The organism is Marinomonas dokdonensis (genome assembly GCF_052747885.1).
Window position 1 is genome coordinate 258,871 of sequence record NZ_JBRAND010000002.1, and the last position, 18,824, is coordinate 277,694.

17 protein-coding genes are annotated in these 18,824 nt (G+C 45.3%); 4 read left to right on the forward strand and 13 right to left on the reverse strand.

All coding sequences use genetic code 11. The features are described 5' to 3' along the window. Window positions 1–161: 161 nt before the first annotated feature. The 7 genes from ACUM5Y_RS05715 to leuS all read right to left on the reverse strand — a co-directional run bounded on the left by ACUM5Y_RS05715 (window position 162) and on the right by leuS (window position 9,351). Entirely contained in the window at window positions 162–1,094 is a 933-nt protein-coding gene (locus tag ACUM5Y_RS05715) for an exopolyphosphatase (RefSeq protein WP_445975907.1), read from the reverse strand. Between the two features lie 60 nt (window positions 1,095–1,154). Continuing rightward, window positions 1,155–3,770: a cyclic nucleotide-binding domain-containing protein gene (locus ACUM5Y_RS05720; protein ID WP_445975908.1), complete on the reverse strand. Its 2,616-nt coding sequence runs from the start codon at window positions 3,768–3,770 to the stop codon at window positions 1,155–1,157. A gap of 23 nt (window positions 3,771–3,793) precedes the next feature. Then, window positions 3,794–4,402: a flavin reductase family protein gene (locus tag ACUM5Y_RS05725; protein WP_445975909.1), complete on the reverse strand. Its 609-nt coding sequence runs from the start codon at window positions 4,400–4,402 to the stop codon at window positions 3,794–3,796. Between the two features lie 191 nt (window positions 4,403–4,593). Beyond that, window positions 4,594–5,247: a TIGR02466 family protein gene (locus ACUM5Y_RS05730; RefSeq protein ID WP_445975910.1), complete on the reverse strand. Its 654-nt coding sequence runs from the start codon at window positions 5,245–5,247 to the stop codon at window positions 4,594–4,596. Window positions 5,248–5,276: 29 nt separating this feature from the next. Next, window positions 5,277–6,314 carry a DNA polymerase III subunit delta gene (holA, locus tag ACUM5Y_RS05735; RefSeq protein WP_445975911.1) on the reverse strand — a complete coding sequence of 346 codons (1,038 nt, stop codon included), beginning with the start codon at window positions 6,312–6,314 and terminating at the stop codon, window positions 5,277–5,279. A gap of 11 nt (window positions 6,315–6,325) precedes the next feature. Beyond that, window positions 6,326–6,841: an LPS-assembly lipoprotein LptE gene (locus ACUM5Y_RS05740; protein WP_445975912.1), complete on the reverse strand. Its 516-nt coding sequence runs from the start codon at window positions 6,839–6,841 to the stop codon at window positions 6,326–6,328. A 62-nt stretch (window positions 6,842–6,903) separates the two neighbouring features. Continuing rightward, window positions 6,904–9,351: a leucine--tRNA ligase gene (gene leuS, locus ACUM5Y_RS05745; RefSeq protein WP_445975913.1), complete on the reverse strand. Its 2,448-nt coding sequence runs from the start codon at window positions 9,349–9,351 to the stop codon at window positions 6,904–6,906. Window positions 9,352–9,514: 163 nt separating this feature from the next. Here leuS and ACUM5Y_RS05750 point away from each other — a divergent pair, with 163 nt between their 5' ends. Next, complete coding sequence (locus ACUM5Y_RS05750) at window positions 9,515–9,940, forward strand: zinc ribbon-containing protein (RefSeq protein ID WP_445975914.1); 426 nt, start codon at window positions 9,515–9,517, stop codon at window positions 9,938–9,940. Window positions 9,941–9,946: 6 nt separating this feature from the next. On the opposite strand, the gene lnt is transcribed toward ACUM5Y_RS05750, so the two are convergent. From lnt to miaB, 5 genes are read right to left on the reverse strand one after another with little or no spacing between them, the layout of a single operon-like run. Then, window positions 9,947–11,530, reverse strand: coding sequence for an apolipoprotein N-acyltransferase (gene lnt / locus ACUM5Y_RS05755; RefSeq protein WP_445975915.1), 1,584 nt, complete (start codon window positions 11,528–11,530; stop codon window positions 9,947–9,949). 3 nt (window positions 11,531–11,533) lie between these two features. After that, complete coding sequence (locus ACUM5Y_RS05760) at window positions 11,534–12,400, reverse strand: CorC family transporter (RefSeq protein WP_445975916.1); 867 nt, start codon at window positions 12,398–12,400, stop codon at window positions 11,534–11,536. 12 nt (window positions 12,401–12,412) lie between these two features. Beyond that, window positions 12,413–12,877: an rRNA maturation RNase YbeY gene (ybeY, locus tag ACUM5Y_RS05765; RefSeq protein WP_445975917.1), complete on the reverse strand. Its 465-nt coding sequence runs from the start codon at window positions 12,875–12,877 to the stop codon at window positions 12,413–12,415. After that, window positions 12,877–13,917: a PhoH family protein gene (locus tag ACUM5Y_RS05770; RefSeq protein ID WP_445975918.1), complete on the reverse strand. Its 1,041-nt coding sequence runs from the start codon at window positions 13,915–13,917 to the stop codon at window positions 12,877–12,879. Before ACUM5Y_RS05770 ends, ybeY begins: the two co-directional genes overlap by 1 nt. Window positions 13,918–13,929: 12 nt before the next feature. Next, window positions 13,930–15,285 (reverse strand): tRNA (N6-isopentenyl adenosine(37)-C2)-methylthiotransferase MiaB, encoded by a 1,356-nt coding sequence (miaB, locus tag ACUM5Y_RS05775; RefSeq protein WP_445975919.1) that lies wholly within the window; start codon window positions 15,283–15,285, stop codon window positions 13,930–13,932. Between the two features lie 193 nt (window positions 15,286–15,478). Here miaB and ACUM5Y_RS05780 point away from each other — a divergent pair, with 193 nt between their 5' ends. Then, entirely contained in the window at window positions 15,479–16,162 is a 684-nt protein-coding gene (locus tag ACUM5Y_RS05780) for a hypothetical protein (protein ID WP_445975920.1), read from the forward strand. A gap of 8 nt (window positions 16,163–16,170) precedes the next feature. Here ACUM5Y_RS05780 and ACUM5Y_RS05785 read toward each other — a convergent pair whose 3' ends face one another. Next, complete coding sequence (locus ACUM5Y_RS05785) at window positions 16,171–16,614, reverse strand: EVE domain-containing protein (protein WP_445975921.1); 444 nt, start codon at window positions 16,612–16,614, stop codon at window positions 16,171–16,173. A 137-nt stretch (window positions 16,615–16,751) separates the two neighbouring features. Here ACUM5Y_RS05785 and ACUM5Y_RS05790 point away from each other — a divergent pair, with 137 nt between their 5' ends. Further along, window positions 16,752–17,852, forward strand: a complete 1,101-nt coding sequence (locus tag ACUM5Y_RS05790; protein WP_445975922.1) for an HD domain-containing phosphohydrolase — start codon at window positions 16,752–16,754, stop codon at window positions 17,850–17,852. A 35-nt stretch (window positions 17,853–17,887) separates the two neighbouring features. Beyond that, window positions 17,888–18,811 carry a histone deacetylase family protein gene (locus ACUM5Y_RS05795; RefSeq protein ID WP_445975923.1) on the forward strand — a complete coding sequence of 308 codons (924 nt, stop codon included), beginning with the start codon at window positions 17,888–17,890 and terminating at the stop codon, window positions 18,809–18,811. Window positions 18,812–18,824: the final 13 nt, after the last annotated feature.

Here is an 18,824-nt window from a genome sequence, read left to right on the forward strand (position 1 = left end):
ATAAAAAGCTACAACAAACAAATACTATAGTAATACAAATAAATTTTGCAAGCACAGTAGAGTGTTACGAGAAGGGCTTAAAGGGGGAGTGCTTAAAGAGAAAAGAGAGAACAAAAAGCGCGAGTAGCTAACATGGGTTAGCTACTCGCGTTTGGGAGAGATTAACCGTCTTGGTTGATCGCATGGATAAGCGCTTCTAGTACGCTATCCGCTTGATCGTTTTCTACCTGACACGTCCCCGCATTCAAGTGACCGCCACCATTGTATTTTAAGCACAGTTCGCCGACATTGGTGTTTGAAGAACGGTTAGTGATGGATTTGCCTATGGCAAAAACCGTATTTTGTTTTTTCAGTCCCCACATCTTGTGAATGGAGATATTGCAGTCTGGGTAGAGTGCATAAATCACAAAACGGTTAGTGGTATAGATGGTGTCTTCAGCCGTAAGGTCGAGTACTACTAAATTTTTGTGTACCGTCGCACAGCGTTGGATCTGTTGCTTAGCTAGGGCATCGTGCTCTTGATAAAGAGCAACACGTTCTTTCACATCCTCAAGGGCAAGAATTTGCTCAATGGAATGGTCACGGCAGTAATCGATAAGTTGCATCATCAACTGGTAGTTAGAGACACGGAAGTCGTGAAAACGACCTAGACCTGTACGGGCATCCATGATGAAGTTTAATAATACCCAATCGGTAGGGTTAAGGATTTCATCTTTGGAAAACTGCGCTGAGTCACCTTTGTCTACCGCTGCCATCATGTCCACAGAGATATTCGGAAACTTCTCTAAACCACCGTAATAATCGTATACCACACGCGCGGCAGAAGGCGCATTCGGGTCAATAACATGATTTTCTAGGTTGCTATCGTTTCGTACTGTTTCGCTTAGGTGGTGATCGAAGGCCAAATGACAGCCCGCCACATAAGGTAGGTTAGTAGTGATATCGTTGGCGGTGATTTCTACCTTGCCGTCTTGCATATCTTTTGGGTGTACAAAGAGAATATCGTCAATGATATCGAGATCTTTTAATAAAACAGCACAAACGAGACCATCGAAATCACTGCGGGTAACCAGTCGAAATTTATCGGTAGACATGTAAAAACCTATTCTTTATTTGTTGTCATTTATAATATGTAAAATCAGTTTATAAGCCAGTTATTGCTTAAAAATGAAATCTTGTGATGCCATAAGGTGTTTTGTCCAAATAGCGTAACCTTTTTTATTTAGGTGCAGTCCATCGCCTTCAAAAAGCTCTTCATCCACTTCATTGTCACGGTTTAGCAAAGGCTCATACAGATCCAAGAACTGGGTGTTAGGTCGAGTATTAGCAAGCTTTTTCAGCTGCTTGTTGGCCATTTCAATTTCTGTTTGCACATTGCGTCTAGCAGGACTTGCTTTGATACTGATCAGGGTAACTGGGATACCCGCCAAATGCTGATCTATCTTCTGTAAAAGCTCGATGTAGAGTTCCACGACCTTATTACAATTGTGAGCATTGCCAAGATCATTATCCCCGGCATAGATCACTAATGAACGAGGGTTATGGGGCAGAATCAAGCGTTCAAAGTAGTAAACACAAGCTTCTAGGGTCGCGCCACCAAAGCCAAGGTTCAGAGCATCTTGATCATTAAAGGTGGTATTGATGTCTTTCCATAAACGAATGGTCGATGAACCATAAAAAGCCACAGGTCGGTTGGTGTATTCTTTACGAGTGAGTAAAAACTCCAGCTCACGTACATCCGACTCAAACTCAATATCCAGCTGGTTTAGGTTGAGTACGTTTGAGCGGTAACCCACTTTGCGACTAAAAGTTGGGTACTGGCGAATTTCTCTCGACAAAGCCACTGCTTCGTCCACATAGGTTTTGTATTCTTGTTGGTATTCCGCTAAGAATTTCCCCATAGCTTTACTGTCACTAATGTCTACTCGGTCCGACAGTTTGAAGGCAGGCTTAATAATCACGGTATAGATATTGTGGTCAGCACGTTTATCAAAGTTGGCCACCACAATTGGCACAATCCAAGGCTCGTCTGTGCCCATGGAGGCTGCTATCTCAAAAGCATGAGGGAGGAATGCGCCAGGGGATTGATGAGTGCCAAAGCTTTGCCCTTCTGGTGAGATCATCAGCGGGAAGTTGTTGCCCAAGGTTTCTTGGGACTGACGGATAAAGTCTTCATATTCTGGGGTGTTCTTAGTCAGCGTTTCCCAAGAGTCCACAAAGATATTACCGAAACGCTCATAGTAATCGTCTCGCCAAAACTCACTTTCTTTGCTGCGACGTACGATACGTTGTCCGGAAATACCGTACTCTTTATCGATGACCATGGAGCTAATGAATTGAGCATCCATGGAAAAACGGAAACCATTAGGCAAACGGTTAGTTGGAGAACCTAGCAAGTGGTTGTAGATGAATAAACTACCGGCTTTTTTAGGCAGGTTTTCTAATCCCTTGATCACGTAAGGCACTTGCTGGAAAGCCAATTTAAATTGCTCTGTGCCTAGGCGTCTCGCATCTAAAGCTGGCGTGTCTTTTGGTAAAGCATTGATGCTGTCATAAGCATTTTGCAAGTGACGGTAAAACGCATTTTCACGTTGTAAGTCTTTAAGAATATCCAGACACATACCAGAAATAGTACGTTCTAGGACACAGCCAAAGTGTAGGCATTTATAAAGGACACCAAAAGCCTCGTCCGTGGTGATGGCACTTTTTAATAGCTGGCTTACTTTGTAAAGAGGCGAACTGACTGGAAGCAAGGCTGCGTTTTGTTCAATAACGTTATTAACCGCGAGGATTTCATCTTTTGCAATTTGCGATAGGTAGCGCATGCGCGAGGCTTGTAAATGTGTGCCGATTAACCAGATTAGACGGTGTAAGTACTTCACTGAGAATTTCGCGTTATCAGCAAATAAGCTCAGTAAATCTTCTCTGGCGATAAATAAGATGCTGCTGTCACGAGAAGAAATAATCGAGGTGCGGTTTTTAAGGCCCTCTGCCTGAGTACACCAAGCCAGAATCGTACCTGAACGGGAAATCGAGCGGGTGGTGATCTGCTCTCCTGATTCGGTTTGGTAATTGATGACGACCTTACCTTTCACCAATAAATACAAACCATCAGCTGGCTGGTCTTGTTGGCTAATAATGTCCCCTTGGTGAGCCAACAGTATGGTGGACTGCTTGGCCATGCTGTGAATTTCAGCTTGGGTAAAAGACTCACAGAAAGGTGCGTAGTTGAGCAATTCAATCGCATCTTTTAAGGACTGCTTTTGGGTTTTAGGGTTGTTTAAAGGGCGAGTTTCTTCAAAAGACAAAGACTCATTGGAAAAGAAAGGTCGCGTCTGGTTTTGAATATTCGTTAAGACTGGTAGAGATTCTTGATACACGTATTGTAAAAACTGATTGGCAAACTCAAGGTTGTCGTCCAATAGCTTTTGTAATTCAAGAATTGGGAACACCAGCAGGGTGGTTGATTTTGTGGCCGTGAAGGTGGTGGCGTAACGGGATGGGTGTCTGAAAGCAGACCAGCCAATGGGCGCTAATAAGGTATTGATCATTCCTACATTATAGGATTTAGCTTCTTCACGTAGTGGTACAGAGATTGCCACTTCCCCTTCAATTAGAAAGTATAAGGAGTGACCAATTTGAAACTGCTCAGCCAACACTTCACTGGCTTTTAATTTTTTAACGCTGGCAAGCTCAACTAGGGCGGAAGTCAGCGCTTTGTCTGCTCCTGCCATGAAGGGAAAGGCTTGAATGTGTTTATTTACTGCCATGGTAATTTCCTTAAATCCGGAGCTTAATTGGGTCGTTTAATGGTGATGTTTTTGCCAAGTTCAGCGTAATCATTACCACCAAGGCGAGCTAAAGGGTTCAGCTTCTGGTTATCAATAATTGTGCGTTGCTCTTGCTGTGTGATGAGGTCGTCATCCACATGGAGCGAAAGTATTTCTAAATATAGCGCCTGAGTCGGTGAGTCACCTAAATTGTGTACATCGTATAATCGACAATGCAGGGCGACTTTTGCTTCTTGTAAACGCTCAAAATTCTCAGTGAAAGGGCAAAGGGATAAGCCAAGCTTTTCGATTTCGGACTCCCCATAGGCTAGGTTAGCGGCACTGTCATTGACCGCATGGGCCCATTCCACACTAGGAATATGCAAAACACATTCCTTATCCCTTAGTAAATTTAGCTTGGTATCTTTGGCGGTGTCTTGGTCTTTGTTGCCGATGGAAACAACTAACAGGGCTGGGTCAGAAGATAGTGCCGCGAAATAAGAGAATGGGGCAAGGTTGTAACTTCCTGAGAGGTTTTTCGTCATGATCCATGCAATGGGACGAGGCGTGATGGTTTGAGTGATCAGGTGGTAACGTTGATTACCATGGAGTTGATCAAACGAAAAAAGCATTTATGCACCTACTTATTTGCAAACATTCACCCTTAAATTACTACAAATACCAAGGGGTTGTGAACATCTAGTGATGACTTATCGAGATATTGATGAAAAAAACTGCCCCCACACACCATATGTCTATGGTGGGGGGAATAGATAGAGGCAAAGCGGGTGGTTTTGGTGCCCAAAAGGACAAAGGCGAGAGGCTAATACGCCTCTAAAATACAGTTGAAGGCAATAACAATGCGATCACTGTCACCAAAATAAGGCAGTGCAGAGTGCTTTAAGTAAGAAGGGAAAATGACTACTTGGCCTTCGGTGGGTTGGAAATCCCACACCCCTTGGCCGCCCAAATAGGCTGTCCCAAGGTCTGCGTAATGTTCGGCGTTGACTCTAGGGTCATAAAAGCGGTTCAGTCCACCTTTGTTTAAGTTAGCCGCGTCGCCCGGTTGGAGGTAGTAAATACCACACCATGAGCAGTTCGGGTGGGAGTGAGCGTCATGGTAACCACCTTGCTGGGTCACATGATACCAAGACTCAATAACATGAGCGTCAACTTCCAGATCCTCTGGCCAAAACCCTTGATTAAGGTTGCTGGCGACACCCAGCACGAGCTCTTCTAAAATTCGCTTGGTCTCCATCACATTAGCCTCTTCTGTTTCCAGAAAATCCAGAGTGCTCTCGTGTAGGGCATGTTTGGCTTTTGGGGCTACTTGGCTGGCTATAGCGGTAGATTGCTGCGCTTTCTGCTCATATATCTGCGCCACCAAGGCATCTTTTAGAAACTCATGATCAGGCATTTCCGCCACATATAAGGGTGTTGTCCAAACATTGATTTCTTCGATACTGGTATGACTCATGGCTGGCCTGTGTTGATGGTTTTGCTAGGTTAAAAATGAGGAGCTAGGTCTAATTCTGTGCAAACGGGCTTGTAGCCACAAAACATCATGACGAGATTTCGAAAGCCGGTGGCGTTATCTGGGCCTTCTAAGCCTTTAATGCTTTGGTCCATTAGGGCCAAATAATTCTGTATGTAGGGCAGGGTTGTTGGGTTATGGCGAGACATGGCGCTTTCATAGAAAGGAATGCGCTTATCCCAGATACGTTGAGCTTGGCAAGCTTGGCGTAATGAAGTGGTTTGCATGGCGGCCAGCAAACTCACCAAGGTCTGGATTTCCCGATTAAACAACCAAAGAATAATATTCGCTTCCACACCTTCTGCCAGTAATTGATTCAGGCAGTGCATGGCTTCTTTGGTTTTACCCATTAATAGGCGATCACTGAGATCGTAAATGGAATAACGGCTACTGTCGGCGACAGACTCCGCCACCTGACCACCATCTATGTTGGCACCGGGACCATGAATTAACACCAGCTTTTCGAGCTCTTGGGAAAGGGCCAAAAGGTTACCTTCACCACGTTCACAGATGAGGCTGGCCGCATCACGAGAAAGGCTAAGTTGTAGGCTTTTAGCTCTTTGTTGTACCCAATTGGGCAGACGATTGGCATCAATCGGCCAAACCTGTACGAACACCCCTTGGGACTCTAGTTGAGTAAACCATTTGCTTTTTTGTGTGCGGGCGTCAATTTTGGGTAGGCTGAGCAAGATGATGTTGTCTTCACCTAAAGACTGCCCTAATTGGGCAAGGGCCTTGGTGTGTTTTTCGGCCAGTTTGTCTATTTGAATGTCGAATAAACGTCGGTCGGAAAACAAAGACAAGCTTTGATTTTCATTGATGATGTCTTGCCAATCGAATTGAGCATCAACCACATAACGCAAGCGTTCAGCAATTTGCGCCCCATGAGCCGCTTGTCGAACACTGTCTGCCGCTTCTTGGCACAAAAGCACTTCGTCCCCAGACACTATGTATATGGGGGCTAGGCTTTTTTGCAGCTGTTGAGGTAATTGGTCGGCTCTTACTTTCATATAAGTGCCGACTACAGAGGCGAGTAGCTAAGATCGCTGAGCAGTTGACTGACAAGGTCTTCATACATGCCTTCGGTCTGCTGCTGATTGTAGGCAAGCTTGGTACTCTCTTCGGCATTTTGGTTGGCTAAAGACTTGGACGTACTCACGGTACGCGGGCCATATAAGGCTTTGCCTTGGTTATTTCGAATAAAGTAAACCGCCGATAAACGACGTTCTATTTGCGTAATATCGTTGTCGCTATTGGTGGCGAGGGTTGTATCCGAAGTACTAATAGCGTTGACTTTTAATTCAGGAATGTCAGCACTGGCCTGAGCTTTATCGAGCACAGTTACCCCAGCTTTTTTTAGGGCGATTCTAAGGTCTCGGTCGAAATCGTTTGAACCACTGGCTGAGTTAAGCGTGATGACTTTTAATGAGTCAGGAATGATGATTTGGCCTCGCAAATGGAAGCCACAAGCCACAAGACTTATTACCATAAAAAACAGCATGCATAGACGGCTGGATTGCTGAACTACACGAGTCATGGAAGTCTCCTTTATGAGCAAAGAACTAAGAGGTGGCTTGACCACCTCTTAGAGGGATAGTCCTAGTTAGCGACTATGTTTACCAAGCGGCCTGGCACCACAATTACTTTACGAACCGTCTTGCCTTCTAGGTATTTCGCCACACCTGGGTGGGCTAACGCTTCAGCTTCAATGGTCTTGTTGTCGGCACTTGCAGAAACCGTTAATTCGGCGCGTTTCTTACCCAGTACCTGAATAACAATGGTCAGCTCATCTTTAACCAGAGCCGCTTCGTCTAAGGCTGGCCAAGGAGTGTCAACCACATTGTCAGTATGACCAAGATCTGTCCAAAGTTGGTGAGCGATGTGTGGAACAATAGGAGACAACAATAGGGTTGCTGCTTCTAAGGCTTCACGCTCTACTGCAAGACCAAGTTCAGAGGTATCTTCGAACTTGCTGATCTCGTTGCAAAGCTCCATAACCGCTGCAATGGCAGTATTGAAGGTCTGGCGGCGCTCAATATCGTCAGTTACTTTTTGAATGGTTTCGTGGGTTTTACGACGCAAGGATTTCTGCGCACCATTCAGGGCGGAAACGTCTAATTCACCGACTTTTCCAGCATTGGTATGGCGGTAAGAAAGCGCCCATAGACGACGTAGGAAACGTGATGCGCCATCAACACCAGCGTCATTCCACTCTAATGATTGCTCTGGCGGCGCGGTAAACATGATAAATAGACGAACCGTATCCGCACCGTATTTCTCAATCATTTGTTGAGGGTCAACTGTGTTGCCTTTGGATTTCGACATCTTGGTGCCGTCTTTGTTCACCATACCTTGAGTCAACAAGCGCTTGAATGGCTCGTCAGAGTTTACTAAGCCGGCATCACGAAGCAATTTGTGGAAGAAGCGAGAGTACAACAAGTGCAAGATAGCGTGCTCTACACCACCAATGTATTGGTCAACAGGAAGCCAGTAATTGGCCTCTTCTGTTAGCATGGCATCGGTTGAATCTGGGCAGCAGTAGCGTGCGAAGTACCAAGAAGATTCCATAAAGGTATCAAAGGTGTCGGTTTCGCGTTCGGCTTCTTCACCGTTGAACATGATGCTGGAGAAGTCAGGGTTGTTTTTGATAGGTGAGTTAACCCCATCCATGATGACATCTGTTGGCAATTCAACTGGCAGTTGGTCCGCTGGAACTGGCACTACAGAACCGTCTTTTAGATTAATGGTTGGGATAGGTGTGCCCCAGTAACGCTGACGGCTTACCCCCCAATCACGTAGGCGGTAATTCACTTTGACTTCACCAAGCTTGTGCTCGGTCATCCAAGTAGAGATGGCATCAAAGGCTTCTTTGAAGGCCAAACCGTCAAATTCACCAGAGTTACACAGAATACCTTTATCAGTGAACGCAGCTTTGTCTAAATCAATCGCTTCTTCGCCGGCTGGCTTGATAACCTGTTTGATTTCTAAGTCATATTTTTTAGCGAACTCAAAATCACGCTGGTCGTGAGCAGGCACAGACATGACTGCGCCTGAACCGTAATCCATCAAGACAAAGTTGGCCGCGTAGACGGGTACCACATCACCTGTAATTGGGTGAACGGCTTTAAAGCCAGTGTCCATGCCTTTTTTATCCACGGTTGCCATGTCGGCTTCTGTGGTGGATATCAGCTTGCATTCTTCAATGAAGGCGGCAAGTTCAGGATTGGTTTGCGCGGCTTCAAGAGATAGCGGATGTTGAGTTGCCACAGCGACATAAGTCACGCCCATGATGGTGTCTGGACGGGTTGTGTAAACAGACAAACGCTCTTCTTTATTTTCAACAGCAAAGCTGAATTCTAAGCCTTCAGAGCGGCCAATCCAGTTGCGTTGCATGGCTTTAACGTGTTCTGGCCAGCCATCTAGCTGATCAAGATCGTTAAGTAATTCTTCCGCGTAATCGGTAATACGGATAAACCACTGAGAGATTTCCTTGCGCTCAACCAATGCACCAGAGCGCCAGCCGCGACCATCAATAACTTGCTCGTTGGCTAATACTGTCTGATCGATTGGATCCCAGTTTACCGCCGCGGTTTTTTTGTATGCTAAGCCTTTTTCCACAAGTTGAGTAAAGAACCATTGCTCCCACTTGTAGTATTCCGGTGTGCAAGTAGCAACTTCTCGGTCCCAGTCGTAGCCAAAGCCAAGCTCTTTTAGTTGGCCTTTCATGTAGGCAACGTTTTCCATTGTCCATTTGGCTGGTGCGGTTTTGTTCTTGATGGCTGCGTTTTCCGCTGGTAGGCCGAATGCATCCCAACCCATAGGTTGTAAAACGTTTTTACCTTGCATACGCTGGTAACGAGAAATAACGTCACCAATTGTATAGTTACGAACATGACCCATGTGGAGACGGCCACTAGGGTAAGGGAACATGGAAAGACAGTAGAATTTCTCTTTGTTGGAATCGGCAACGGCCTTAAATACTTGGTTTTCATCCCAAAAAGATTGAGCAGCTTGTTCGATTTGCTGCGGATTGTATTGCTCTTGCATGATGTTTAAGCATCCCATGTTCGATGTTAGGTTGGCAGGTCTGTACTCTTGATTAGAGTCATACGGTGATGTGATACAAATGCTTTGCAATCAACAGAGTCTGTAAATATCCGCTATTTTATAGGGATGCTAGGCTAATGAGAAGCTGCATATAGGAGGAGTTATGAATTCTATGAAAAAAGATGGGGTAAATACGCCAACGGATTCAAATTTGGTGGAAGAAGCGCGCAAGACGTTAATCGGTGCCAAAGATTGGCTACTGGAAGATGTGGCGCTAATGGGGGCTTATTGGCACGATAAAATGGGTTACACAGAAGCTTGGATTGACGCTAACTGGCATCTGGTGTTGGAAGAAGGACAAGACCTGATCCATGAACTGGATGAAAAAGAAGATGCGGCCCTCTTGTGGTTAATTAACCATGTGAATAATAACCCTGTACCGCTAGAAGACTGTCATGTGGTAGGGGATGAGGTGCCGGCAGGCGAGTATACCTGTATGGCTTGCGGCCATAATAATCTAGTGCTGAAAACTCAGGCGCTAAACGCTTGCGAAGTGTGTCATTACGGCTTGTTATCAAGCCATGATTAATTGTGCCTAGTTTTTAGGTGGGGTTTTGTTCGCTTTCTTGGAAGGCGCGAGTAGGCATAAAAAACCGATAAGGGCGAGCAGCGCTAGGGTCACAAGATTGCCCCATTGCACATAAGGGGTTGTGCCCTTGTAGAGGCGAACTTGTGAGGTGAGGCTAGTTTTCTCAAACTGTGGTGCTTGGGCGTGAATTTCACCTCGCTCATTAATGACGGCTGTTACCCCTGTGTTGGTTGCTCGTAACACAAAACGGCCACTTTCTTTGGCTCGGAACTGGGCAATTTGCAAATGTTGCCAAGGGCCAATGGAAGCGCCAAACCAAGCATCATTACTGATGGTGACAAGGAAATCACTGTCTCTTACCATGTTTCTCACTTGTTCTGAGTAGACAATCTCATAACAAATAAAGGGAGCTGCGGCCCATTCTCCTACTTGCAGTACAGGCTGGTTGGCTTCCCCCGGTAAGAAGCCTGCAATGGGCATATTAAAAATATCCAGAATAGGGCCAATAAAAGAGGCTAGTGGTATGTATTCCCCAAACGGTACTAGGCGCTGCTTGTAGTAAAGCCCAAAGCCATTTCCGGTTGCCCAAATGGCATTGTAGTACTGGCCTGTTTCAGTATTTTTATCTGGTATGCCTGTGATTAAGCTGGTGTTTGATTGGCTCAATTCTTCGATAAAGCTTTCTAGATGAGGGCGTATTTGCGGGTATAAATAGGTGATGGCGGTTTCTGGCCAAATCACCAGATCACTGTCTAGGTGCTCTATGGTGGTTTGCTGATATTCTGCCAAAGAGGTGCGGGCGGTTTGAGATAGCCACTTTTCGTCTTGGCTGACATTGCCCTGAATTAGGGTAGCCTTGAGTTCTCCAATGGGAGAAACCCATTGCATAGGGCTAAAGTGCAGGGTGGCAGCTAACCCCCACAAACTAAGCACACTTAACCACACAGACCAGTGATTAGCCTGTCTCGCCAACAAAGTGGCAAGGCTAACACTGGTTAAAATAACCAAGGCGCTGGCGAACCAAATACCACCAATGGGTAGCAGTTCAAACAACCAAGTATCTTGAATGGCATAACCTGGTAGCAGCCAAGGGAAACCGGTAAATAAATGACTTCTTAGATATTCCCCGATTAATAAGCTTAAGCCTATGGCAAAACTGCTGGGTAATTGTGGGATTTTTCGGCTGAGATGCCAGCCAAGCCAAGCAGAGAAACTCCAAAACAGGGTTAAGACAGCGATAAAGCCAAGGGTGATGACAACCGCTATGATGTTCCCCACCTGTCCATATTCGGAAATACTGACAAACACCCAAGAGACGCCCCCAGAGAAAAAGCCTAAAGCGACAGAGCTGCCTCGATAACAGGCGACTTTTGCTGTCGGACTGGTCATGACGAGCAGGCCGTACACCACAATGGTGATGAAATAAGCCGGCCAGAAATGGAAAGGGGAGAAACTGCCTACCCCAATTAGTCCTGCCACAATGCCAATTAGGTAAATCACAGGGGTGGGAAGAGAGGAAAGACGTTTTAACAGAGGTGAAATTCGCCCCGTCTTAGTTGCTAAGAGAGCATCATGACGAGACGAATTCATAACTTATTCCGTAGTATCAGGAAAAGGCTGGGAGACTTGGATCGTCTTTACGCGACGGCCATCCGATTTAATGACATTAAAGTGAAGACCATTGAAGGCAATGGATTCATCTCTTAAAGGTACACGTCCAAATTGCTGGACTAGGATGCCCCCAATGGTGTCGAACTCTTCTTCGCTTAGGTCAGATTTAAAGAATTCATTAAATTCTTCAATGCTGCATAGGGCAGAGACCCAGTAGACGCCAGACTGATCCGTTACTTGAATGTCTTCACTGTCTAGTTTGTCGGTTTCATCTTCGATTTCACCAACAATCTGCTCTAGCACATCTTCAATAGTAGCAAGACCTGAAACACTGCCGTATTCATCAAGCACGATGGCCATGTGGTAGCGCTTGGTACGGAAGTCGTTTAATAAAACGTTCAAGCGCTTACTTTCTGGAATAAAGTTAGCAGGACGCAAGCGGCTTAAAATGTCATCAATAACAATTTCTTCTTCTTTGAAGAGGAGCGGAAGTAGGTCCTTGGCTAACAATACACCAAGTATTTTATCCGAATCTTCGCCCACAACAGGAAAGCGTGAATGGGAAGATTCAATCACTTTGCGGATTGAGGTTTTTGGATCATCTTCAGATTTGATCACCACCATTTGAGACGGTGGAATCATAATGTCACGAGCTTGTACCTCAGAAACTTCCAGCGCCCCTTCCACAATAGTGAAAGCGTCTTGGTCAATAATGTCAGATTTTACGGCTGTTTCTAAGAGTTCAACAATATCTTTGCGACTTCTTGGTTCATCATGAAAGGCTTGCGCTAAACGCTCAAACCAAGATTTTTGTTGATCGTTGGAGCTACTCGATCGGTCTTCACTCATTGGGGTGTGAACTCACTCTTTTATCAAATAAGGGTTGTTAATGGACAGTTGGGCTAATAGTTCGACTTCTAGCGCTTCCATTTCTTCTGCTTCATCCTCATTTATATGATCATAACCACGTAAATGCAAGATGCCATGGACAGTCAAATGTGCCCAATGGTGAAATAATGTTTTGTCTTGTTCTTGTGCTTCTCGCTCAACCACCTGACGACAGATGATTAGGTCGCCCAGCAATGGCAACTCTATGCCTGGTGGGGCCTCAAAGGGAAAGGATAAAACATTAGTAGGCTTGTCCTTGCCACGATAATCATGGTTGAGCTGTTGGCTTTCTGCTTCGTCGACTAAGCGGATGGTGACTTCAAACTCATCATTACGCTCTGGTAGCGCCTTACTTGCCCATAATGCAAAGTCTGCTTCAGTGGGCATGCCTTGGCTGTCTTGGGTGGCAATTTGCAAATCTAACTCTAGGCTTGCCATTAGGACTCACCTGTTGTTTTTTCGGCATCTTGGCGAGCTTGATTGCGCGCTTTTTTCTCTGCTTCAACTTCCACATCAAAGCGGTCGTAAGCTTCCACAATACGCTGTACCAAAGGATGACGAACCACATCGGAAGAGCTGAAGTGAGTCATGCTAATACCATTCACGCCTTTCAACACATGCATTGCATGGGCTAGGCCAGAAGAGGTGCCGCGAGGTAAGTCAACTTGTGTGGTGTCTCCGGTGATCACTGCAGTAGAGCCAAAACCAATACGCGTCAAAAACATCTTCATTTGCTCGCGAGTGGTGTTTTGGCTTTCATCAAGAATGATAAAGGAGTTATTTAACGTACGACCACGCATGAAGGCAAGTGGGGCGATCTCAATAACATTCTTCTCGATCAGCTTATCGACCAATTCAAAGCCAAGCATTTCATAAAGAGCATCGTATAAAGGGCGTAAATAAGGGTCGATTTTTTGTGACAAATCCCCTGGCAAGAAGCCCAGTTTCTCGCCGGCTTCAACCGCTGGTCGAACCAACATAATACGCTCAACACGATCCGCCTCTAATGCTTCCACCGCACAAGCGACGGCAAGGTAGGTTTTACCAGTACCTGCAGGACCAATACCAAAGTTAATGTCGTGTTTACGAATCTGCTTAACATAGCCTTGTTGGTTTTGGCCTTTAGGCTTGATAAAGGCTTTACGAGTCTTGATAACGAGCTGTTCCGCGTTGCCTTTCTTCACCTTGTTTAAAGACTCAATGGCCGACTCTTGCAAGTATAGGTGTATGGTCTCCGGTGAAATGTCGGTTTTGGCAAGGGCTTCACGGTAAAGGTTTTCCAGTAGCAGCTTAGTTGCAGCCACATGATCCGCACTTTCACCTGAGATGTCGAAAAGTTCACCACGATATTGGATGGTGACCTCAAGGCGTTTTTCTACCTGCTTGAGGTTTTCGTCCAATTGTCCACACAAGAGAGCCAAGGCACCAGCATCAGCTGGCAGCAAGCGTATTTGTTGAGTTGTTAGAGTTGTTTCCAAGGGTTACCTTACTTAATGAAGTACGAAATCACTGTCAAGTTCAGAGCCGATAAACTCACCAAGTAGGGAGTTCGGATAAGCATCTGTAATGACAACGTCGGCAAATTTGCCAATAAGTTGTGGGTCGCTGGCACTGAAGTTCACAATGCGGTTGTTTTCAGTACGGCCCTGTAATTGGCCTGGATCACGAGGCGAATAGCCACTGATAAGTATACGCTCCACATTGCCCACCATGGCCAAACTGATATCGTAAGACTGTTGACTAATACGGCGTTGCAAAATCGCCAGACGCTCTTTTTTCAGCTCTTCAGGGGTATCATCTTCAAGGTTTGCCGCAGGTGTACCAGGGCGCTGACTGTATACAAAACTGAAAGAGTGGTCGAAACCAATTTCTTGAATCAAGTTCATGGTGTCAATGAAGTCTTCATCTGTTTCACCAGGGAAACCAATGATAAAGTCGGATGACAAACTGATGCCTGGGCGCGCTTCTTTAATGCGGTTGATTTTATCAATGTAGTATTGACGATCATGGCCACGTTTCATGTTGCTCAGCACATTGTCTGCACCACTTTGTACTGGTAGGTGCAAGTGACTTACCAGCTTAGGTTCGGTGCGGAAAGCATCGATTAGGCTATCCGTAAATTCTACTGGGTGAGAGGTGGTGAAACGGATGCGTTCCACGCCATCAATTTTGGCCACCGCATGGATGACATCCGCCAAATCGGCTTCGTCCCCATCGCTGGTTTCACCGCGATAGGCGTTTACGTTCTGGCCTAGTAGATGGATCTCACGTACACCTTGTTCAGCAAGTTGCGCCACTTCGACCAAAATACTATCGAAAGGACGGCTAACTTCTTCACCACGGGTGTAAGGAACAACACAGAAAGTACAGTACTTGCTACAACCTTCCATGACGGAAACAAAGGCTTCTGCACCTTCCACTTTAGGTGCTGGCAAGTGGTCAAACTTCTCAATTTCAGGAAAGGTGACGTCCGTGATAGGAATATGCTTAGCGGCGGCATTCACCATTTCTGGTAGCTTGTGTAGGGTTTGCGGGCCAAAAATCATATCCACGTGCTTAGCACGTTTACGAATGGTGTCACCTTCTTGGCTGGCCACACAGCCACCCACGCCAATGACTAGATCTGGATTCTTCTGCTTAAGTTTTTTCCAACGACCTAGTTGATGGAACACCTTGTCTTGGGCTTTTTCACGAATTGAACAGGTGTTAAGCAACAATACGTCGGCTTCGTCTGCGTTGTCGGTGAGTTCCATTTCATGACTGTCGCCAAGTAAATCTGCCATACGTGACGAATCGTATTCGTTCATTTGACAGCCATGAGTTTGAATAAATAATTTTTTTGCCATGTAACCTTTAAACCTAAAAAAGAGTTTGTCTTATCGACTTTGGGTCTATTATATTGGGCTTTGCAGATGAATCACAGAGGTGTGTTTCTAAACGAGTACTTTATATGCAAAAAAGTCTTATTTGGTAGGCCGTTTAGGTGTTCCTTAGAGGGTGAAATGATAACGAGTATTAAGACAAGGATATCCTAACGTTTTGCAAAAATACTATCTTATATTGATGTGTGCCATGGGCTTGAGTAATGCCGCATGGGCAGAAAAAGAACCTGTAAATTTTGAGTTGGGTCTAGGTTACGGTTTGCTAGAGCGAAAGTCCCTACTGAATATCGATGCCAAAATTAATATGCCTTTGGGAGAGCACAGTTCTACCCAAGTGTATCTTAATAGTAACTACCTAATTACTGGCTCAGATAAAGATACCTATGCGTTATCGGAATTTGCGTCAAACTGGTTTTTGTTTAACGACTATGGCCGTGTTGGTGCGGGTTTAGGGGTGACAGAACTGGCGCCAAAAGACACCAGCCAAGAAAGCGAAAGAGAAGTCACTGGACGGGTGATGCTGGATGCTTTTCTAGAAGATTTTTCTTTTACAGGACAATATGTAAGCGCGGACAAGTCGTTAAGTAACTTGACCAGTAGTCGACTGGGACTTAGCTACTACATTGACGATACCCGACGTATTTCAATCTACAAAGAACGCTTTGATGAAAAAGTGGTATGGCGGGCTGAACATTACTTTCAACCAGACTCCCTTGAACAATTAGCCAGTGTGGGCTTGATAGCTCGTAGGGGGAATGGCCTTAGTTACTTTGGTATTGCAATTGAATACTATTTTGATCAAGCCTTTACCTTGAAAGGAAGAGACCGAGCTTATCATTAATTGGTGTTTTAGCTGGGTTTTAAGGTGCTCATAATGAGCTGCCAATCTGCTTCTTCCACCGGCATGACGGACAAACGACTGCCTTTTTTAGTAAGCATCATTTGCTGCAAAGCAGGGTGCTGTTTGAGCGTCTTTAAGGTTAATAAACTGGGCCATTTCTCTACAAATTCAATGTCTACCATGAACCACCTTGGGGTTTCGGGAGTGGATTTCGGATCAAAATAAGGGGATTCAGGTTGCCAGCTGGTGTGGTCTGGATAAGCACTTTGACAAACTCTTGCAACACCGGCAATGCCTGCAGGCGTACAACTGGAATGGTAAAAGAACACCAGATCATCCACGCTCATGGCTTGCATAAAATTACGCGCTTGGTAATTGCGTACCCCATCCCATGGGGACTGTTGCATTTGCTTTAAATCATCGATGGAAAAGGCGTCAGGTTCAGATTTCATTAACCAATAGCTGGGCACAGTCGTTACCTTTGATGGTGGATTTTTGTGGCTAGGATTTTATCTGTAATGACTTTGTGATACTACTAGTGTTATTACAGTGAAGTATGTGTGATTGAGAGAGCCATGGTTGGAGGTGTATGAGTCATTTTGCTTGTAAAGAATTTTCCGCCCTGGAAAAAGAGCTGAAAACGGATCTCATCGAATGTTTTGATGAGGCTCAGCAAGAGATGGAAGCCATCATCAATAGCATTGAAGACGAAGGTTTCTCTTTTGCAAAGTTGGATAATCTGTTTCGTTCATTACACAGTATGAAAGGTAATTGCTCCGTATGTTTTTTAGACCCTTTAGTGGATGTCTTGCATCGACTGGAGGAGATAGTCGATGGCATGCGTGGGGGCTATATTGCTTATCATTACACGCTAGGAGAGCTTATTAATGTGGTGGTGGAGCAGGTAGGCTTACTACTACAAGATTTATACCAGCATCATGGGGCTGAGCATGCCACCTTGGTGGTGTTGCAAAAAGGTCTGGATGAACTCTACGCCTATGAAGACACTCAGCAGCACCCGTCTTTAGCCAAAAAAATACTGGCCAAGTTTAGCGATGAAACCGATGTTGAAGATGAGGCGCAACCAACACAGCCACTTTTAAGCGAGGTTAAATATACTCCCGAGCAGCAAGCAGACATTGATGAATTTTTTAAATTTAGCCAAAAGCTTAATCCCCTATTAGGGTATTCCTCAGAGCGAAGTGAGCGAATTTTAAAACTGTGCTTGTTGATCAATGCCGAGATAGCGGAACAAACCAGCCCTGTCCAATTGAGTGCCGCCGCCTATATGCACAATATGGGAATGGCGATGATCCTAAAATGTAAGGATGACTCTGCCGCTAAACAGCAAGCTAAGCAGAATCATCCAAAGGTGGGGGCCAAACTGCTGCGTAGTCATAAAGGCTGGGAGGAAGCGGCAGACATTGTTGAAGCTCACAAGGAACGTTTTGATGGCAGTGGTTACCCAGAAGGTATAGTGGGTGGCATGATACCTCAAGGGGCGTTTGTGCTGTCTATGGCTGTGACCTTTATTGATATTGTCTGGGGCAAGACGGCTAGTGAATACAATAAGAGTGCGTTACAAGCGGTGCAAAGTATAAACTTTGAAAGTGGTAAAGGCTTTCCTCCTCACTTGGTTGAATGTTTTAATGGGGCGATTCGTAAGGTCTTAGTGGCTAAAAGAAAATAAAAGCCAATCGTTCACCGCTTCAATAAGACAGTTTAATGAAAGAGTCCCATTTACTCCCTTTGGTATATCACCCCCATTATTCCATCCCCTTTCCAGCAGGCCATCGCTTTCCCATGGCGAAATTTGGATTGTTGGCCGACACGCTACAACAACAGGGCATTCTCACCAAAGCAAACCATTATCAGCCTAACCCCATGTCCCTCAGTGTTTTGATGGCTGCTCACGATAAGCACTATGTTCAAAGTTTTATTCGTGGTGAGTTAAGCCCTGAGCAGATAAAGGCAATAGGGCTGCCTTGGTCTGAATGGCTAGTGGAAAGAACCTTACGAGCCGTCTCTGGCACCTTGTTAACCAGTCAATTGGCATTAAAGCACGGTCTTGCTTGTCACTTAGCAGGGGGAACTCATCATGCCAAACCCGCCGCTGGGGCGGGCTTTTGTATTTTTAATGATTTGGCGGTTGCAGCGATCAATCTAATTAATGAAGGCCAAGCCAAAAAAGTCTTGATACTGGATTGTGATGTGCACCAAGGGGACGGCACCATTGCTTTTTGTCATGAACGTCAGGATATCGTGCCTGTGTCTTGGCATTGTGAGGAAAATTATCCTGCTGTTAAAGAAACTGGCGGGGTAAATATCAAAATTCCAAAAGGAGTGGGCGACGCTGAATATCTGGCTATTATAAAAAGTACCTTGCCCCAGTTATTGGAAGAGTTTCAACCAGACTTTGTTTTCTATGACGCTGGTGTGGATGTGCATAAAGATGACAGATTAGGTTATTTGAACCTTACCGATGACGGCATTCTTGCCCGAGATAAATATGTGATCAAAACTTGTTTGGAGGCAAAAATTGCAACCGCTTGTGTGATCGGAGGAGGCTACGATAGACAGGAAGAGAAAGTAGCCTGGCGCCATAGTTTATTGCACCAAGCGGCTCATCAGGTTTGGCATAACCGATAAGATGGCAAGCTCT

Coding starts and splice junctions, on each gene's coding strand:
- ACUM5Y_RS05715 (WP_445975907.1), bottom strand. CDS start 1,094: ATGTCTACCGATAAATTTCGACTGGTTACCCGCAGTGATTTCGATGGT.
- ACUM5Y_RS05720 (WP_445975908.1), bottom strand. CDS start 3,770: ATGGCAGTAAATAAACACATTCAAGCCTTTCCCTTCATGGCAGGAGCA.
- ACUM5Y_RS05725 (WP_445975909.1), bottom strand. CDS start 4,402: ATGCTTTTTTCGTTTGATCAACTCCATGGTAATCAACGTTACCACCTG.
- ACUM5Y_RS05730 (WP_445975910.1), bottom strand. CDS start 5,247: ATGAGTCATACCAGTATCGAAGAAATCAATGTTTGGACAACACCCTTA.
- holA (WP_445975911.1), bottom strand. CDS start 6,314: ATGAAAGTAAGAGCCGACCAATTACCTCAACAGCTGCAAAAAAGCCTA.
- ACUM5Y_RS05740 (WP_445975912.1), bottom strand. CDS start 6,841: ATGACTCGTGTAGTTCAGCAATCCAGCCGTCTATGCATGCTGTTTTTT.
- leuS (WP_445975913.1), bottom strand. CDS start 9,351: ATGCAAGAGCAATACAATCCGCAGCAAATCGAACAAGCTGCTCAATCT.
- ACUM5Y_RS05750 (WP_445975914.1), top strand. CDS start 9,515: ATGAATTCTATGAAAAAAGATGGGGTAAATACGCCAACGGATTCAAAT.
- lnt (WP_445975915.1), bottom strand. CDS start 11,530: ATGAATTCGTCTCGTCATGATGCTCTCTTAGCAACTAAGACGGGGCGA.
- ACUM5Y_RS05760 (WP_445975916.1), bottom strand. CDS start 12,400: ATGAGTGAAGACCGATCGAGTAGCTCCAACGATCAACAAAAATCTTGG.
- ybeY (WP_445975917.1), bottom strand. CDS start 12,877: ATGGCAAGCCTAGAGTTAGATTTGCAAATTGCCACCCAAGACAGCCAA.
- miaB (WP_445975919.1), bottom strand. CDS start 15,285: ATGGCAAAAAAATTATTTATTCAAACTCATGGCTGTCAAATGAACGAA.
- ACUM5Y_RS05785 (WP_445975921.1), bottom strand. CDS start 16,614: ATGAAATCTGAACCTGACGCCTTTTCCATCGATGATTTAAAGCAAATG.
- ACUM5Y_RS05790 (WP_445975922.1), top strand. CDS start 16,752: ATGAGTCATTTTGCTTGTAAAGAATTTTCCGCCCTGGAAAAAGAGCTG.
- ACUM5Y_RS05795 (WP_445975923.1), top strand. CDS start 17,888: ATGAAAGAGTCCCATTTACTCCCTTTGGTATATCACCCCCATTATTCC.